We start from the raw sequence: 15686 nt of genomic DNA, 5'->3' as shown, positions 1-15686 counted from the left end.
CGGTTTGATGGCAACATAAAACCGTTTTTTAATTTTGCATAAATATTCAGTTTTAGGTTTTTTAAACAGCACTAAAATATAAAATAATAAGGTAAACCGATTAGATGATCGATATTGTCGCAGGTAAAACAGCTGCAAAAATTATTAACGAGCAGGGCTTTAAACCCGAGTTATTTACCTCTTTTTTAGGGGCAAGTGGCGGGCCTAAATGGTTTACCCTATTTGGATTAGACAAGTATATTTTTGGTGAGTTTTTTAAAAACCGCACCCAACCGCTTAATTTAATTGGGTCATCAGCGGGTGCTTTTCGTTCTGCATGTTTTGCACAAAACGATCCGGTTGCTGCCATTGAGCGTTTAGCAAAATCATATTCGCAAACCCGTTACACGAGTAATAAACCAACACTTGCTGAAATTACACTAAAAGCCCGCGCATTATTAGATGATGTATTTGGGGAGCACGGCGTAACCGAAATTTTAAATAATCCTATTTTTAAAGCGCATTTTATAGTGGCAAAATCGAATGGCTTTATTGCTAGTGAAAATAAATTAATTCAACTTTTAGGTTTATCAAAAAGTTACATGCTTAATCGGGTTAACCGAAAATTATTAGGCTCGCAGTACGAGCGATTTATTTTTGGCGCGCCAAACAGCAACTTATCAATAACCGACAGTTATAATTTTAAAACCCAAAACATACCACTTAGCCAAACAAATTTAAAAGATGCCTTACTTGCATCGGGCTCAATACCGCTTGTTATGCAAGGGGTAAAAAATATTGCAGGCTCACCACAAGGCATGTATCGCGATGGCGGGATCATTGACTACCATTTTGACTTAAAAATTAATAACCCTGGCTTAATTTTATATCCACATTTTAATAGCGAACCAAAAGCAGGCTGGTTTGACAAAAGTTTAAAACGTAAAGTTGCACCGCAAAATTACGATAATGTTGTGATGATTTCACCTTCAAAAAAGTTTGTAGCAGGGTTGCCTTACGGAAAAATTCCAGACAGGAGTGACTTTACTAAACTTGATGCAGACACACGTATAAAATATTGGAATACCGTTTTTAGCGAAACTGAAAAGCTAGCTGAAGATTTCGATAAAAAATTAAAAACTAGAACTTATTATTAATAGGCTAAATTACAATTTAGTCGCTAAACTATTGGATACCAGAACAATTGATTAACTGCACTGGTAGCCAATATACTGTAAAGCGCCTGATAGTTATAAAATGCTATTTTGATATTTCATCAATATACTCTTGGAGTTTGCTTTGAGCATTTTCTTTACCAAATAAGATTTGGCAAACCTCCTGCAAACCAGGATCGTTAAGAATATCCTGCGTTCTAACAACCAATGAAATCTTAGACCGGCGGCGCAAAAAGTCACTGAGTTTAGTTATCATTTCTCGCTCGGCAGCATGCTCTATTTCTACACGTAAGTATTCAGAGTGTTTAATAAGAAGTTCTGCTTTTTCAGGTACTTCGCGAATTTTTTCAAGCATGTTAATGCTATTTCTACCGTAGCGCCTCCAAAACCGTTTACTAAGCGGCTCAGTTGATGTAATAGGTGTTAAACCATCTAAGTTCATTAATTTTGCACGATGCAAAAACTCATTTTTAACGGTGTCGTCAGGCTCGCCGTACCATTTGTAGTCTTTATGTGGCAGGTTAATGCCTAGGCTTGTAACCAAATCAGCTACTTCATCGCCAACATTAATACAATCAGTTAATTTACCGCCAAAAATAGACAGGTATTGTTTATCCTTATTCGTATCTATTGCGTGTTTGCGCGATAGCTGTACCCAATCAGCTTGGCCATTACCGTCTTTTTTAATAGCTAAAGGCCTAACACCGCAACGCTCGGCAATAATGTCATCTTTAGTCAGTTCTTTTTCTAAATCCAGTAGCTTATTTGCGTTACCTAGAACAAAATTTCTGTCTTCATCAGTCACTTCTGAGTATGGACTATGAACTTGTGTATCGGTTGTACCAATACAAGTTTTAGGCCCCATGGGGATCACAAAAAACAATCGTCCATCGTCAGCAAAAAAAGTTAACACCTTATGGCTATTCGTAATTTTATCAACAATTAGGTGAATACCTTTTGAAAAAACATGATGATGAGCCGTTGTTTGGTTATTAACGTCATTAAGCGGATCAACAAACGGACCCGCAGCATTAATGATAACCTTAGAACGAATGTTAAATTGTTCGTTAGATATTTCATCTACCGCTTTTGTAGTCCAAACGCCATCAGCGCGCGTTGAGCCTTGTGAACTAACATAGTTAGCTGCAATACAGCCATGACTCATACTGGAGCGAATAAAATTAAAAACAAAACGCGCATCGTTATCTAATAAAAAGCTATCTGAATATTCAAACCCGGCCTCAACATTTTTTGTATCAACAACAGGCTCCAAAGACTTAATTTTTTTTGTAGTAAGGTATTGAGGAGATTTTGTAAAAAAACGGCCCATAAACCAATAGAGAATAGTCCCTAAATAAACAAATAATGCAGGAAACCTAAAGCCTTTTTGAATACTTGTAAAAAAACGAATTTCTTTAACAGTAGAAGGGTAACTACGCATTAAATGGTTTCTACTTTTACAAAGTTTGTTAACTAGATTATATTCATGGCCTTCTAAGTACTTTATACCACCCCATGCTAAATTAGATGAGTTTGAACTTGTAAAACCAGCAAAATCACCTTTGTCTATCAACGCAACTTTAGCACCTTTAGCCGCTAGTGCTGCAGCAGAAACTGCACCGTTAATACCTCCTCCAATAATCAAAACATCATAGACATCTTGAGGAAGCTTTTTAATATTGTTGTCTCTGAGTTGACTCATCTATTGGATTACCTATTTTAAGAAGCTTAATTAACTATATAAGGCCTAAAGGGCTCTAAGGTGTAATTTTTAAATATTTAGGGCGTTTTACTTGCATTGCGAAATATCAAACCTTGCCTATTTATTAATACAATCCCAAGACTAAAAATTATTGTCACGGGGTAGGTATTCAACATCTAACGTAGGATAGCAGGTAAAAATATTTATAGGCTGAAAATAAACATGGTACAAATTTTCCCTTTAATAAAAATAACACTTAATAACGAACATTTGCAAACATTAAAATACATAAATGAAAATCAAACTTTTGCAGTGGTTGTAATTTAAATTTTGAAAAATTAGTACGTTCTAGCTTGAGCTAGCGTATTTAGAAAAAAAAAGAAAGGTATCTTAATAATGCCAACGACATAAAAAAAGATGGATTATAGCACCTTGAAAATTGCGCTATGGCAGAGTAAAAATTGCAATATAAAGTTATGATTAATAATTTTTACACTGTACTGTCTGCTATATCCCCATAAACGAGTATAAATACAGCTTTAAACATCCCTATGCTGTTTATTTTAATGGGCTAAATGCAGTGTTACATCGTGCTCTTTTAGTAAAGTAAGTATACTTTCAGGTGGCTGCGCATCAGTAATGAAATTATTGGCTTGTGTAATATTACCCAATCTCACCATTGCATATCGACCAAATTTAGAATGGTCGGCGGCCAGTAGAACGTTACGTGAATTTTTAATAATTGCCTGTGCTACACGTACTTCTCGATAGTCAAAATCAAGTAACGCGCCATTTTCTTCTATACCACTGATGCCAATAATGCCAAAATCCATACGAAATTGATTAATAAAGTCTTCTGTTGTTTCACCAATAATGCCGCCGTCTCTGTGTCTAACCTCACCGCCTGCAATAAGCACGGTAAAGTCTTTTTTAACGCCTAATATAGCCGCAACATTTAGGTTATTAGTAACCACTTTTAAATTTTCATGATTAAGTAATGCTTTCGCGATAGTCTCTGTTGTGGTGCCTATGTTTATAAAAAGTGAAGAGCCATTGGGTATCATACTAACGATGTGGTCAGCTATTTTTTGCTTAGCTTCTAAGTCCATAATTTTTCGGGTTTGATACGCGGTATTTTCAATACTTGAAATTGCACTAGCACCGCCATGGTGGCGCCTTAATTTATTTATATTGGCTAAATATGTGAGATCGCGTCTGATAGTTTGCGGCGTAACCTTATAATGACTTACCAATTCTTCTATAGAAATTGAACCTCTTTCTTTTAATAATTTTAGTATGGATTCGTGTCTCTGATCTTGAGTCATGTGCTTCACATTTGAGAATAAGCTATCGGCAAATTATAGATTAAAAACAAATGAATGAAAATTACATATAAATAATTATATATTAAGGACGTATTTTAGTTGTATGTACCGATAAATCCATGTAATAGTAAAAAAACGAAAATAATCGAAAGTAGAAGTGAAAAAAACAATGAATAAATACATTCTTTCAATAGATCAAGGCACAACTAGTTCTAGAAGTGTACTATTCGACTTAAAAGGTAATATTGCTTACTTAGAACAACAAGAGTTCGAGCAACACTTTCCTAAAGCCGGCTACGTAGAGCATAAAACAGATGATATTTGGCATTCTGTTAAACAAACGACTGAAGCGGTAATGAAGCACATTGACCCACAACAAGATAAAGTGATTGCAATTGGTATTACTAACCAACGTGAAACAACCATTGTGTGGGACAAAAAAACAGGCGAGCCTGTTTATAACGCGATTGTTTGGCAAGATAGACGTACGTCAGAGTTTTGTAATAGTTTAAAAAAAGCTGGCAAAGAAAAAATGGTTAGCAAAAAGACAGGGCTTTTAATCGACCCTTATTTTTCTGCAACAAAAATAAATTGGATTTTGGATAACTGCGAAGGCGCTAGAGAAAAGGCAGAAAATGGCGATTTAATCTTTGGTACTGTTGATACGTATCTATTGTGGAAATTAACAGGTGGAAAAGAGCACCGCACCGACGCCACAAACGCATCACGTACTATGTTGTTTAATATTCACACCCAAGAGTGGGATCCAGAATTACTTGAACTTTTCAATATACCTAAACACATGTTACCCGAGGTTATGGACTCATCTGATGACTTTGGCGTAGCAGAGCAAGCATATTTAGGTTACGAAGTTCCTATTTTAGCTATGGCCGGCGATCAACAGGCTGCACTATTTGGGCAAACATGCTTTCAACCCGGCATGGCAAAAAGTACCTATGGAACAGGGTGCTTTATGATGGTTAACACTGGCGATAAAGTCCTTGAATCTGAAAATAGGCTTTTAAGTACAGTAGCTTACAGACTAAATGGTAAACCAACCTATGCGCTTGAAGGTAGCATTTTTGTTGCAGGTGCGGCAATTCAATGGCTTAGAGACGGTTTACAGCTAATCGAAAAAGCAGATGAAACTGAATCACTTGCGTGTAATACCCCTTTAGACCACGGTATTTATATGGTACCAGCGTTTACTGGATTAGGTGCACCTTATTGGGATGCTAATGCGCGGGGCGCTATTTTTGGTTTAACCAGAGACACCGGTATTAAAGAGATTGTAACCGCTGGATTACAATCAGTCTGTTTTCAAACTAAAGATCTTCAAAAATCTATGGAGTCAGATGGGGTGCGTCCTCAGGTACTGAGAGTTGATGGCGGTATGGTAAAAAATAGCTGGCTTATGCAGTTTTTGTCTGATGTGTTAGGTGCAGAAGTTGATCGTTCTAGCATAAGTGAAACAACTGTATTAGGCGTCGCCTATTTAGCAGGTCTAAAAGCGGGTGTTTTCCCATCACTTGAGTCATTAGCTACAAACTGGAATTGCGATAAACGATTCGTACCCGATATGACTAAAGTAAAACGAGATGAATTGTATGCTGGTTGGTGTAATTCAGTCAAAAAAGTTCAAAGCGAAGATTGCTTGCAAGAATAAATGGTAAAAATTATCTGATTAAGTTTTTTAATATACGTTATTAAAAACTAAAACAGACTTAACGTTAAATATAAAATACGTATTTATGATGATGTAAACCAAATATTATAAATATTTGGGCTTGTCTGATAAATACATAGTTATGGACGGTTTTTATCACTAATAAGGAATATTAAAATGTCACCTTTCTTAGCTGAAATAGTTGGCACAGCATTACTAATTTTAATTGGTGGTGGGGTTGTTGCTAACGACATACTCAAAAAAACATTGGGCCATGGTGGCGGTTGGATGACAATCACTACAGCTTGGGCATTTGGTGTTTTTATCGGCGTTGTTGTTGCCGGCCAATACAGTGGTGCGCACCTAAACCCTGCGGTTACATTGGGTTTAGCCGTAGCAGGGTCATTCCCCTGGTCTGAGGTACCAAGCTATATTGTTGCTGAGTTTATAGGCGCTATGATCGGCGCTTCATTAGTGTATGCAATATACAAAGATCACTTTGATGCCACCGACGATCCGCTTTTGAAACGAGCAGTATTTTGTACATCTCCAGCAATACAAAACACATTTAGGAATGTACTTAGTGAAGTAATAGGCACATTTGTTTTACTCATTTGTGTATTTTATTTTTCTTCGGCTGAAATTTCCGACGGCTCTGGTGTAAAAATAGGTTTAGGATCAATTGGTGCCATTCCTGTTGCATTTGTAGTTTGGGGAATAGGGCTTTCTTTAGGTGGAACCACAGGATACGCGATAAATCCAGCTCGCGATTTAGGCCCGCGCATTGTTCATTCGTTATTACCAATAAAAGGAAAAACGGATAGTAATTGGAGTTACTCATGGGTGCCGGTAATTGGCCCATTAATAGGTGGGCTATTAGCTGCTTGGTTTCATATTTTAATTAGCTCAACGAACACTATTTAAGTTAAATACACACTAAACGCACAGACACATTATTAATACACAAACTAATTAATTTTATAATCATAAAAAATAAAAAGGGCGCATAGCCCTTTTATTTGTGTAAAGTTAAATAAAATTACCGCACGCATAATAAATAGTTTATTAGCAAAGCAAGTCATTGTTTGCATGTTAAATGTATAATGCAATGAGGTGCTAAACTAAATTCGTTTTTATTTAAAATTAATAAGGCCGACTTAATTTTATATTTTAATTTAAATTTAAAAAGCAGGGCGCTTAGATAAAAAAAAGTAACACCACAAAAATTACGATAGCGTTGTGATGATCTCCCATCAAAAGAATTTATAGCAGGTTTACCTTATGGAGAATCCCAGACAGAGCGACTTTACTGTTTTTGATGTAGATACACACATTAAATATTGGAATAGCGTTTTTAGTGAAACTGATAAGTCGCTTGAGCGTTTGATAATAAATTGATGACTAGATAAAATCTATGGGTGTAAAAGATAATAAGTTAAGGGCTGCGTAAAGATAAAGGTAGATTCGAAAAATTAAAGCTAATCTCATAAATAGAATTTGTAGAAAGAATCCTATTCGAAAATTAGTTTCAGCTTAATTACATTGTGATGTGTTTTCCCAACTAATTTAGGATAATCATAAGATCTTGTGTGATTTTTAATTTAAAAGGTTAATTATTAATACCTTAATAATTAGCTTTACTATTTATATAATGACTTTGTGAAATATAATATCACGGTTTCTTTTCCATAAAATAATTATTTAGTATCGACAAATTGTTACCTATAAAATATTTCATTCACTAAAATTTTTATCAAGTTTATCAACTAGGGTGCGAAAGTCACTAGTTAAAATTTCCTTTGAATTTGGAGCTAGCACTATTGCTTGTGAAAAATACTTATTTTTAAGTAGTCCATCACTATTTTTTTCATGTAATAGACCAATTCGGAAGTAAGTTAAAGCAAGGTTTAAGTTTGTTCCTTCAATTGAAAGCTCATCTGGGCCAATAAACTCTAATAAACGAGCTAGTGAGTTCAATGCATATAAACCGGTGGCAGTATCATTAAACAAATAAGCTTTATGGGCTTCATTAATTTCATTTTTTAAATATGAAGATGTTGAGCTATTTGCAAACACATTACTTATGGATAGGGTGAAAAATATGAAAAACGTCAATATTTTGAAAGTAGTCACTTTTTATTCCTTTAAATAATTAACAGTATTTAAAACATACAAGGTTGTATGTGATTTTACAACTTTAAATACACAACCCATAAATTGATGAACTTTATGTTGAGAAAACGCCCCGCCAAAATATCCTAATGGCGGGGCGTTTGTGGTTTTTCGTGTGGAAAATAGCGCCAGCCCACACGAACTAGAACAAAAGCCCTTTTAAGCGTAGCGGTTCTAGCCCGTAACATAATGTCATTTATGGGGGGTATTAATAACCATATACTTTGTAAGGTTACGTAATAATTTAATGCAATTATTACGTACCACTGGAGACTTCACCGTAGGAACCTATGAAACTTTGTTTCATGAAAGGCCGCACACAGATTTAATTTACCAACCTGTAGTTAAACGGCCGCAACCATAAACCAACTACATTTAGAAAAATATACCCGCGCATCGCGCCCCTGATAAACCAAACCCATATTTGAAATAAAACCCATGTACCGAAATAGGCACAGGTGTTTAAGAGTCCACATACTTTAATAGTGGACTCTAGTCTCATTTTGACATTCTTTGTGTATTATTAAACATGTAAAACATGCTTAATGCATTGTTTTATATGTTTATTTTTGTTTTTTAAATTGTTTTTTATTTTGTTTTAAAATAAATACAAAATAAATACATTTTCAATACAAAATAAAGTCAATGTATACACAAACTTGTTGACTTACTAAATTTAAGTGCTATTTTGTATATACATTGTAAGTATTAATTGGGTAGTATCCATGTCTGAAAAAATAACTTTGTGTAATTTTAGGGTTAATTCAAAGCTTAAAAACGATTTCTCTGAGCTGTGTAAATCGAATCATTCAAATATTAGTAATGAGCTTAGAGGTTTTATAAGTCGATCTGTTTTATCTGGTAGGCTTAATTATGATTCACCTGGGCTTATGGCTTATGGCAAGTCTGCAAGCCATTCACAATCATCAAAAGGGGCTGCTGCTTTAAGAAATGTATATAAATTTAAACAACAAGCGCAAGCTGAACAACCAATGATTGAACCTGATACAAAAGGTAATATCTACCAAGAGGATTTTGAACTGGATTCTAGTTGCAATTTTAAGCTAGAGGCAGAGTTAACAGAGGGCTTTTGAAGCTTTTTCCTAACACTAAATTAAGTGCTGAGTTAAAGCGATTCATGAGTCATATTGTACGTAGTAGTAAATAAGATTGCCTATACAGGTGCTGGAACACCTGCATAGGCTTAACACATTAAACTTCGAGGTTTTAACATGTCTAATAACAATACCATTTTACCAAATACAAGCAACATAGCGCCAGCTCACGAGGACGCTATCCATAAATTAATTTCATGCGAAAACATTAAGAATCTGGCCGCTTCACACTCCGAATTGTGTAATGGCATTTATGCCGTTTTAAATGGTGGTTCTGACTTCACTGAAATAGAGCCTTTATTTCATCGTTTGATAGACCAATCATCAGAAATTGAATCGCTAATTAACGTTAAATTATCGCTTGAATCAGAACATGTAAATTAATATGAGAGGGACCCGCTAGCGGGAGAGTCTTGTATTAATTTCTTGTTTATTATGAACCGGTATCAATATTACATCCTGTTCATTTTAAATATGCTCCATTACTCTTTAAACTTTAATCAATAGCAGCATAACTCCAGCGCTTGCCGCGGATTATGCAGCTATTGATTATTTTTACTTTTAATCCTATCCATTTCTTTGTTTTTAGCTGCCTTAAACACTCCCTAAGCTTTTAAAATTAACATCCAATACTTACCACCACTAACTACCCATAAATTGATGAACTTTATGTTGAGAAAACGCCCCGCCAAAATATCCTAATGGCGGGGCGTTTGTGGTTTTTCGTGTGGAAAATAGCGCCAGCCCACACGAACTAGAACAAAAGCCCTTTTAAGCGTAGCGGTTCTAGCCCGTAACATAATGTCATTTATGGGGGGTATTAATAACCATATACTTTGTAAGGTTACGTAATAATTTAATGCAATTATTACGTACCACTGGAGACTTCACCGTAGGAACCTATGAAACTTTGTTTCATGAAAGGCCGCACACAGATTTAATTTACCAACCTGTAGTTAAACGGCCGCAACCATAAACCAACTACATTTAGAAAAATATACCCGCGCATCGCGCCCCTGATAAACCAAACCCATATTTGAAATAAAACCCATGTACCGAAATAGGCACAGGTGTTTAAGAGTCCACATACTTTAATAGTGGACTCTAGTCTCATTTTGACATTCTTTGTGTATTATTAAACATGTAAAACATGCTTAATGCATTGTTTTATATGTTTATTTTTGTTTTTTAAATTGTTTTTTATTTTGTTTTAAAATAAATACAAAATAAATACATTTTCAATACAAAATAAAGTCAATGTATACACAAACTTGTTGACTTACTAAATTTAAGTGCTATTTTGTATATACATTGTAAGTATTAATTGGGTAGTATCCATGTCTGAAAAAATAACTTTGTGTAATTTTAGGGTTAATTCAAAGCTTAAAAACGATTTCTCTGAGCTGTGTAAATCGAATCATTCAAATATTAGTAATGAGCTTAGAGGTTTTATAAGTCGATCTGTTTTATCTGGTAGGCTTAATTATGATTCACCTGGGCTTATGGCTTATGGCAAGTCTGCAAGCCATTCACAATCATCAAAAGGGGCTGCTGCTTTAAGAAATGTATATAAATTTAAACAACAAGCGCAAGCTGAACAACCAATGATTGAACCTGATACAAAAGGTAATATCTACCAAGAGGATTTTGAACTGGATTCTAGTTGCAATTTTAAGCTAGAGGCAGAGTTAAAAGAGGGCTTTTTGAAGCTTTTTCCTAACACTAAATTAAGTGCTGAGTTAAAGCGATTCATGAGTCATATTGTACGTAGTAGTAAATAAGATTGCCTATACAGGTGCTGGAACACCTGCATAGGCTTAACACATTAAACTTCGAGGTTTTAACATGTCTAATAACAATACCATTTTACCAAATACAAGCAACATAGCGCCAGCTCACGAGGACGCTATCCATAAATTAATTTCATGCGAAAACATTAAGAATCTGGCCGCTTCACACTCCGAATTGTGTAATGGCATTTATGCCGTTTTAAATGGTGGTTCTGACTTCACTGAAATAGAGCCTTTATTTCATCGTTTGATAGACCAATCATCAGAAATTGAATCGCTAATTAACGTTAAATTATCGCTTGAATCAGAACATGTAAATTAATATGAGAGGGACCCGCTAGCGGGAGAGTCTTGTATTAATTTCTTGTTTATTATGAACCGGTATCAATATTACATCCTGTTCATTTTAAATATGCTCCATTACTCTTTAAACTTTAATCAATAGCAGCATAACTCCAGCGCTTGCCGCGGATTATGCAGCTATTGATTATTTTTACTTTTAATCCTATCCATTTCTTTGTTTTTAGCTGCCTTAAACACTCCCTAAGCTTTTAAAATTAACATCCAATACTTACCACCACTAACAACCCATAAATTACGGTACGTAATATATAAGAAAAGGGCGAAATGCCCTTTTTTATTAACGGTTTACAAGTGCTATCAGGCGTGACAGTTTGACCTAGTTATTACCTTTGAGGTTTATTGTTGTAGTTGACATGCTTGGCGGTTTTGAAGCTCTTTCACATGCACCTTCCATCATTAACTTATTTCTGTCGGTATTTGAAGAGTTATACTGCCCTCTCCAGAATGAGCAAATTTCATTGTTTGTTCTCTGCGCATTCCTTATTGTTGCTTCTCTTTGTGCGTTTTGTCTGCTTATAATTTGATTGCGATTTTTTTGTTTCAAGGCTTCAGTTTGGGCTTTAATAGCTGCACTTTTAGCTTCAAACTGAGATTGCTTAATAGCAGAATTTGCAGCATCAGTAACAAGCTTTAATTTATATAAATCAACGGCTTCATCGACTCCCCAGATTGTTAAACCAGCAAAAGTTAGTGAAAAGTATAGTTTTAAATAGTTTAATTCCATTTAGCTTCCTGTCCTTTCAGATATTTCACCAATAATATTAAGTAATTGGTCTTGTAAGTCAGATAAATAATTATCCTGTGTTTTATGATTTTCCTTGAGGGTTTTATACATAGATTCTGATTTTCTAGCAGACCATTTATAACGATGCACGAGCTGAACATCAGAAGGTTTTACTTCGCCCCAAGGTGTACTCATTGTATGATCATGTAGAGAAATTTTACAGTCAGCCCATGCTCCAGTATCAGGTAAATAACCTCGATAAATAATAGCTGTTAGTTTTTCTACTGGGAGACTGGCTTTACCTGATTTCACATAGCGCCTTACTTGCCTTTCACTTACGCCCAGTTCTTTGGCTCCTTTTGCATAATCGTAGCCAAATAAAGAAAGAAACTGTTTATGAAATTCTGATTTAAACATTGTGATTTTTACTCCTTTTAAAAAAATCACAATGGTTAATCATTATCTAACTCCGAAAAGGTTTATCAGGGGCGCAAGCGCAGTATAGAGTAACTAAGGGCAGGGGTTGCGCTTCGCTTAGTTACGACCGATTTACGGTAATGCTAAATTAAAATTTGTGTGCGGTCTACATGGCTAAAGCCATCAGTGTATTAAACAGCTAAATGGCATGTCGGCCGCGGCAAGCGCTGGCACGACATTGCCATTTTTTAGCTGCTTGTTTCTTGCTGTTGAGTTGTAGGTTCGTCTGTAGTGGGACGCTTAGCGTATGAATAGGAATCGACACGATAAGGCAGACAGTGAATATTATAAAAAGAGTCGTTAAATTTAAGCTTGGCTGTGCAATTTGAAACAACCTCAAAAGTAATACCAATTGAATCAGGGTAAAAAGGCTTACCCTCTTTTTCAAAACAATAATGTGAATTTCTTCTATCAGCAATAACTGAGCAAGTGATATAAACGCCCTCTAAAATCTCAGGTTTGTATTGAGTTATTTTAAATGGGCTTGTATCTGTTTGATGTGAATCAATAGGTTTAACCGTAGTTGTATCTACTGGCTTTGTAATATCTGGGTAGAACGTATAGGCCAAGTAAGAAACTAGAACAACTAATGCTGGAATGTGCCATTTTTTTAAAATTGGCTTTTTGTCTTTTTCAATCTTTTTATTTTCAATGACCTCATTAACTTTATCTTTTACTAGATACCATTTTTTTAGCTGCTTAGTTGGCACCAGACAATAGCTTGATTCCATATTTACTAAGCGGCCATCTTTAGTGGTCATAATATCAGGTAAGAATTTTTGCGCGGTATTATACCAATCATGACACCATGATTTTATATAGAACTGGTAGCCCTGGGCTTTGCGTGTTTTTGCTTTACCATCATAAAAACGAGCTACTGAAAATTTAGGTACGTTAAGAGCATTAAATAAGCGTTGAACGACTGAATTTAAAAAACCAAAACCAAAATAGTTAGCTCCAGATTTTACATTTATGAGTTGGTCTATTGTGGTATCTCTTAGCTGTTTATCTACACCTTCAAAATCTTGACCTATTAAAACTAGGTCCCAACCATATTTACCCATTTGAACAAACCAACTAACTATCTGTAAGCGGTCTTTATCTTTGAAGGAACGGGAGTTAAGAAAAGTTAATAATTCATCTATTACAACTAGACCATTTTTACTTTCGTCATAATTTTTATCGCTTTCTTCTAATTCTGGATAACCACATCCTAAATCTTTTAAATGCGTACTGGCCATGTGGTCAGGTAGGCGAATTACATGAGGATTTTCTAAATCCATTTTATCTAAGTAAATATCTAAATTAGTGGCAACTTTACGGCCACGTTTGAGATAATCATGTATTAAGTCGATAGCATATTTGGTTTTGCCAGAGCGTTTAACGCCCTCTATAAAAATTCCTTTAGACATAATTTAAGCCTTTAACTTTACTTTGATAATGCCAAGTGAAAAGTAAAACGCCATTTGTGCAGCTTTAGCTGAAACGATAATAGTTGCACAGGTAATTGCGTTTGATGGAACTAGCGACAGGCCCGCAAGAGAAAAAGAGTTATTAGGTAAACTAACCAGTAATTGAGAAAACTGAGAGTTTAAGGTTGAAACAAAACCAACAAGTAAGGCCGTATAAACAATAATGAAGGCAGAGCCAAATAAAACTTTACGGCCAAAGCGCTCTACTAAATATTTAATAATTGCCATAACGCCAGCAGATAAAGCGGCTAATAAAGCAGGTATTGCTAAAAGTGCTGGCATTAGTTAATCCTTATAATGTTGAGAATGCTCTAAAAGATTGTGAGCTAATATTAATTAGAGCAATGGCAGTAAGAACCCATAAAAGCCATTGAACTAAGGGTTTAAAATAAGTTTCATAAGGTTCACAGTGCTGGTCTACAACAATAGATTTTGAGTCGCCTTTAATAGATACATTAAGAGTAAATGGGCTACAAGAACCACGAAAACCAGAAAAATTAGATGAAACAAATGAAGTTACTTTAGATGTCAGGGTATCAACTTGAGTTGGAGTTGTTATATCTTCTTCAAGCCAATCACTAGCTTTTTGAAAATCATCTGACATAGCTTGTTCAATATCGTATTCACATAAATCACCAATACATTCATCATTATATTCTTGTGTAGGTTCTTCTATACAATCATCGCCAGTACAAGGCTCTGTTCCTGTATCGCCGCCTGTATCTGTTCCTGTATCAGTTGGGGCAAAAGGATAACCAGAATAGTTTGATGGTTGATTTCTTATTTGACCTAAAACTTGATTATTAATTTGTAACTCAGAAACAACACGTTGAAGAATTGTTGTATTTGTAGTTGAAGCGATTACTTGGTTGTTGTTCATGACATATAAATTTTCATTAATTAAATTTAAAGCATCAATTTCGTTCATTTGAGGAGTGTTATCAGCTTCTTCAGTTGGCTCTGGAGGTGTTGGATCATCTGTCACTGGGACAGGCTCATAAGGGGCATCTTGGCATGGTACAGGTTCAGAAGAGCCGAAAGCAGCAGGTAATGTATAGTCACCTGATGCGTTAGATTGTATTTTACATTGAGAACCATCAGGATTTGCATAGCATTGGGTAACTTGTAAGCCAGTACCAAAAACAGGCATGTCTGAATCTCCTGCGGCTGGGCAATTATCATATGGGTCAAAAGGTTTGCCACACATGGTTGAACCATCAACAGGAACTACTATTGTGTGTTCTGGGTAGGTTGGTGGTGGACAAGACTCTTTTTCAACACCGCGAATATTTTTAGCTCTTGTAGCCCAAGTATATGAAGTTGGAACAATCTCACCGTCTGAGTATCTTCTAACACCTTCCTGTCTAATTCTTAAACTTGAACCTTCGTAATAACAAGAACCTCCTGCGTACCAATCATAGGAGTTGTTGCTTTCAGCGGGTAAATCTTGAGCAAATAAAGAACAGCTTTCAAATTTTGGGTCATTGTCACTACAAACAGTATAACCACCAGATCCATTAATTGAGATATTTTCACAAGGAACAGTAGTAATTTTTGGAGCTTTTAGATCGTCCATATCTGGTAGAACAGCTTGAGTATAAGAGCTAAAAAAAGCTGTAGTTATTAAAGGTAAGAAGAAATATTTATTTATCATAATTAGCACCGGTGGAGGGTAAAAGCGGGCAGTGATTGCCCGCAGATTAAATTGCTAATTAACCACCATTTG

General features: G+C 35.4%; 15 protein-coding genes and 1 pseudogene. 8 read left to right on the top strand and 8 right to left on the bottom strand.

What is annotated here, in order from left to right; genetic code table 11:
• Nucleotides 1-104: 104 nt before the first annotated feature.
• Nucleotides 105-1136 (top strand): patatin-like phospholipase family protein, encoded by a 1032-nt coding sequence (locus PSI06_RS07570; RefSeq protein ID WP_273603497.1) that lies wholly within the window; start codon nucleotides 105-107, stop codon nucleotides 1134-1136.
• A gap of 103 nt (nucleotides 1137-1239) precedes the next feature.
• On the opposite strand, the gene PSI06_RS07565 is transcribed toward PSI06_RS07570, so the two are convergent.
• Together PSI06_RS07565 and PSI06_RS07560 are read right to left on the bottom strand one after the other, a co-directional pair.
• Nucleotides 1240-2856: a glycerol-3-phosphate dehydrogenase/oxidase gene (locus tag PSI06_RS07565; protein ID WP_004586315.1), complete on the bottom strand. Its 1617-nt coding sequence runs from the start codon at nucleotides 2854-2856 to the stop codon at nucleotides 1240-1242.
• Between the two features lie 563 nt (nucleotides 2857-3419).
• Entirely contained in the window at nucleotides 3420-4181 is a 762-nt protein-coding gene (locus PSI06_RS07560; protein ID WP_004586314.1) for a DeoR/GlpR family transcriptional regulator, read from the bottom strand.
• A gap of 169 nt (nucleotides 4182-4350) precedes the next feature.
• On the opposite strand from PSI06_RS07560, the gene glpK reads away from it, so the two are divergent.
• From glpK to PSI06_RS21665, 3 genes and pseudogenes are all read left to right on the top strand, one after another.
• A complete protein-coding gene (gene glpK / locus PSI06_RS07555) occupies nucleotides 4351-5847 on the top strand; it encodes a glycerol kinase GlpK (protein ID WP_004586313.1) in 1497 nt (498 codons plus the stop codon).
• Nucleotides 5848-6024: 177 nt separating this feature from the next.
• Nucleotides 6025-6771: an MIP/aquaporin family protein gene (locus PSI06_RS07550; RefSeq protein WP_004586312.1), complete on the top strand. Its 747-nt coding sequence runs from the start codon at nucleotides 6025-6027 to the stop codon at nucleotides 6769-6771.
• A 300-nt stretch (nucleotides 6772-7071) separates the two neighbouring features.
• Nucleotides 7072-7245 (top strand): annotated as a pseudogene (locus tag PSI06_RS21665) (patatin-like phospholipase family protein); the annotation flags it as partial.
• Between the two features lie 336 nt (nucleotides 7246-7581).
• Here PSI06_RS21665 and PSI06_RS07545 read toward each other — a convergent pair.
• Nucleotides 7582-7980, bottom strand: coding sequence for a hypothetical protein (locus PSI06_RS07545; RefSeq protein ID WP_128081036.1), 399 nt, complete (start codon nucleotides 7978-7980; stop codon nucleotides 7582-7584).
• A 764-nt stretch (nucleotides 7981-8744) separates the two neighbouring features.
• On the opposite strand from PSI06_RS07545, the gene PSI06_RS07540 reads away from it, so the two are divergent.
• The 4 genes from PSI06_RS07540 (at nucleotide 8745) to PSI06_RS07525 (ending at nucleotide 11246) form a co-directional block, all read left to right on the top strand.
• Nucleotides 8745-9113: a hypothetical protein gene (locus PSI06_RS07540; protein ID WP_273605002.1), complete on the top strand. Its 369-nt coding sequence runs from the start codon at nucleotides 8745-8747 to the stop codon at nucleotides 9111-9113.
• A gap of 138 nt (nucleotides 9114-9251) precedes the next feature.
• Nucleotides 9252-9518 (top strand): hypothetical protein, encoded by a 267-nt coding sequence (locus tag PSI06_RS07535; protein WP_273604813.1) that lies wholly within the window; start codon nucleotides 9252-9254, stop codon nucleotides 9516-9518.
• Nucleotides 9519-10471: 953 nt separating this feature from the next.
• Nucleotides 10472-10915, top strand: coding sequence for a hypothetical protein (locus PSI06_RS07530; RefSeq protein ID WP_154902856.1), 444 nt, complete (start codon nucleotides 10472-10474; stop codon nucleotides 10913-10915).
• Nucleotides 10916-10979: 64 nt separating this feature from the next.
• Nucleotides 10980-11246, top strand: a complete 267-nt coding sequence (locus tag PSI06_RS07525) for a hypothetical protein (protein WP_273604813.1) — start codon at nucleotides 10980-10982, stop codon at nucleotides 11244-11246.
• 357 nt (nucleotides 11247-11603) lie between these two features.
• Here PSI06_RS07525 and PSI06_RS07520 read toward each other — a convergent pair whose 3' ends face one another.
• From PSI06_RS07520 to PSI06_RS07500, 5 genes are all read right to left on the bottom strand, one after another.
• Nucleotides 11604-12011: a hypothetical protein gene (locus PSI06_RS07520; RefSeq protein ID WP_273604418.1), complete on the bottom strand. Its 408-nt coding sequence runs from the start codon at nucleotides 12009-12011 to the stop codon at nucleotides 11604-11606.
• A complete protein-coding gene (locus PSI06_RS07515) occupies nucleotides 12012-12428 on the bottom strand; it encodes a hypothetical protein (protein WP_273604419.1) in 417 nt (138 codons plus the stop codon).
• 248 nt (nucleotides 12429-12676) lie between these two features.
• Nucleotides 12677-13900: a zonular occludens toxin domain-containing protein gene (locus PSI06_RS07510; RefSeq protein WP_273604420.1), complete on the bottom strand. Its 1224-nt coding sequence runs from the start codon at nucleotides 13898-13900 to the stop codon at nucleotides 12677-12679.
• A gap of 3 nt (nucleotides 13901-13903) precedes the next feature.
• Entirely contained in the window at nucleotides 13904-14242 is a 339-nt protein-coding gene (locus PSI06_RS07505) for a DUF5455 family protein (RefSeq protein ID WP_273604421.1), read from the bottom strand.
• A 10-nt stretch (nucleotides 14243-14252) separates the two neighbouring features.
• Complete coding sequence (locus PSI06_RS07500) at nucleotides 14253-15614, bottom strand: hypothetical protein (RefSeq protein WP_273604422.1); 1362 nt, start codon at nucleotides 15612-15614, stop codon at nucleotides 14253-14255.
• Nucleotides 15615-15686: the final 72 nt, after the last annotated feature.

Source organism: Pseudoalteromonas sp. GABNS16E (genome assembly GCF_028598715.1).
Lineage (GTDB): Bacteria > Pseudomonadota > Gammaproteobacteria > Enterobacterales > Alteromonadaceae > Pseudoalteromonas > Pseudoalteromonas atlantica.
The sequence above is the reverse complement of the archived record's forward strand: the minus strand, read 5'-3'. Positions and strand labels throughout refer to the sequence as shown.

What these genes read in the sequence shown, in the direction of transcription:
- PSI06_RS07560 (WP_004586314.1), bottom strand. Translation starts at nt 4,181, where the DNA reads ATGACTCAAGATCAGAGACACGAATCCATACTAAAATTATTAAAAGAA.
- PSI06_RS07525 (WP_273604813.1), top strand. Translation starts at nt 10,980, where the DNA reads ATGTCTAATAACAATACCATTTTACCAAATACAAGCAACATAGCGCCA.
- PSI06_RS07530 (WP_154902856.1), top strand. Translation starts at nt 10,472, where the DNA reads ATGTCTGAAAAAATAACTTTGTGTAATTTTAGGGTTAATTCAAAGCTT.
- PSI06_RS07515 (WP_273604419.1), bottom strand. Translation starts at nt 12,428, where the DNA reads ATGTTTAAATCAGAATTTCATAAACAGTTTCTTTCTTTATTTGGCTAC.
- PSI06_RS07535 (WP_273604813.1), top strand. Translation starts at nt 9,252, where the DNA reads ATGTCTAATAACAATACCATTTTACCAAATACAAGCAACATAGCGCCA.
- PSI06_RS07550 (WP_004586312.1), top strand. Translation starts at nt 6,025, where the DNA reads ATGTCACCTTTCTTAGCTGAAATAGTTGGCACAGCATTACTAATTTTA.
- PSI06_RS07505 (WP_273604421.1), bottom strand. Translation starts at nt 14,242, where the DNA reads ATGCCAGCACTTTTAGCAATACCTGCTTTATTAGCCGCTTTATCTGCT.
- glpK (WP_004586313.1), top strand. Translation starts at nt 4,351, where the DNA reads ATGAATAAATACATTCTTTCAATAGATCAAGGCACAACTAGTTCTAGA.
- PSI06_RS07500 (WP_273604422.1), bottom strand. Translation starts at nt 15,614, where the DNA reads ATGATAAATAAATATTTCTTCTTACCTTTAATAACTACAGCTTTTTTT.
- PSI06_RS07565 (WP_004586315.1), bottom strand. Translation starts at nt 2,856, where the DNA reads ATGAGTCAACTCAGAGACAACAATATTAAAAAGCTTCCTCAAGATGTC.
- PSI06_RS07540 (WP_273605002.1), top strand. Translation starts at nt 8,745, where the DNA reads ATGTCTGAAAAAATAACTTTGTGTAATTTTAGGGTTAATTCAAAGCTT.
- PSI06_RS07520 (WP_273604418.1), bottom strand. Translation starts at nt 12,011, where the DNA reads ATGGAATTAAACTATTTAAAACTATACTTTTCACTAACTTTTGCTGGT.
- PSI06_RS07570 (WP_273603497.1), top strand. Translation starts at nt 105, where the DNA reads ATGATCGATATTGTCGCAGGTAAAACAGCTGCAAAAATTATTAACGAG.
- PSI06_RS07510 (WP_273604420.1), bottom strand. Translation starts at nt 13,900, where the DNA reads ATGTCTAAAGGAATTTTTATAGAGGGCGTTAAACGCTCTGGCAAAACC.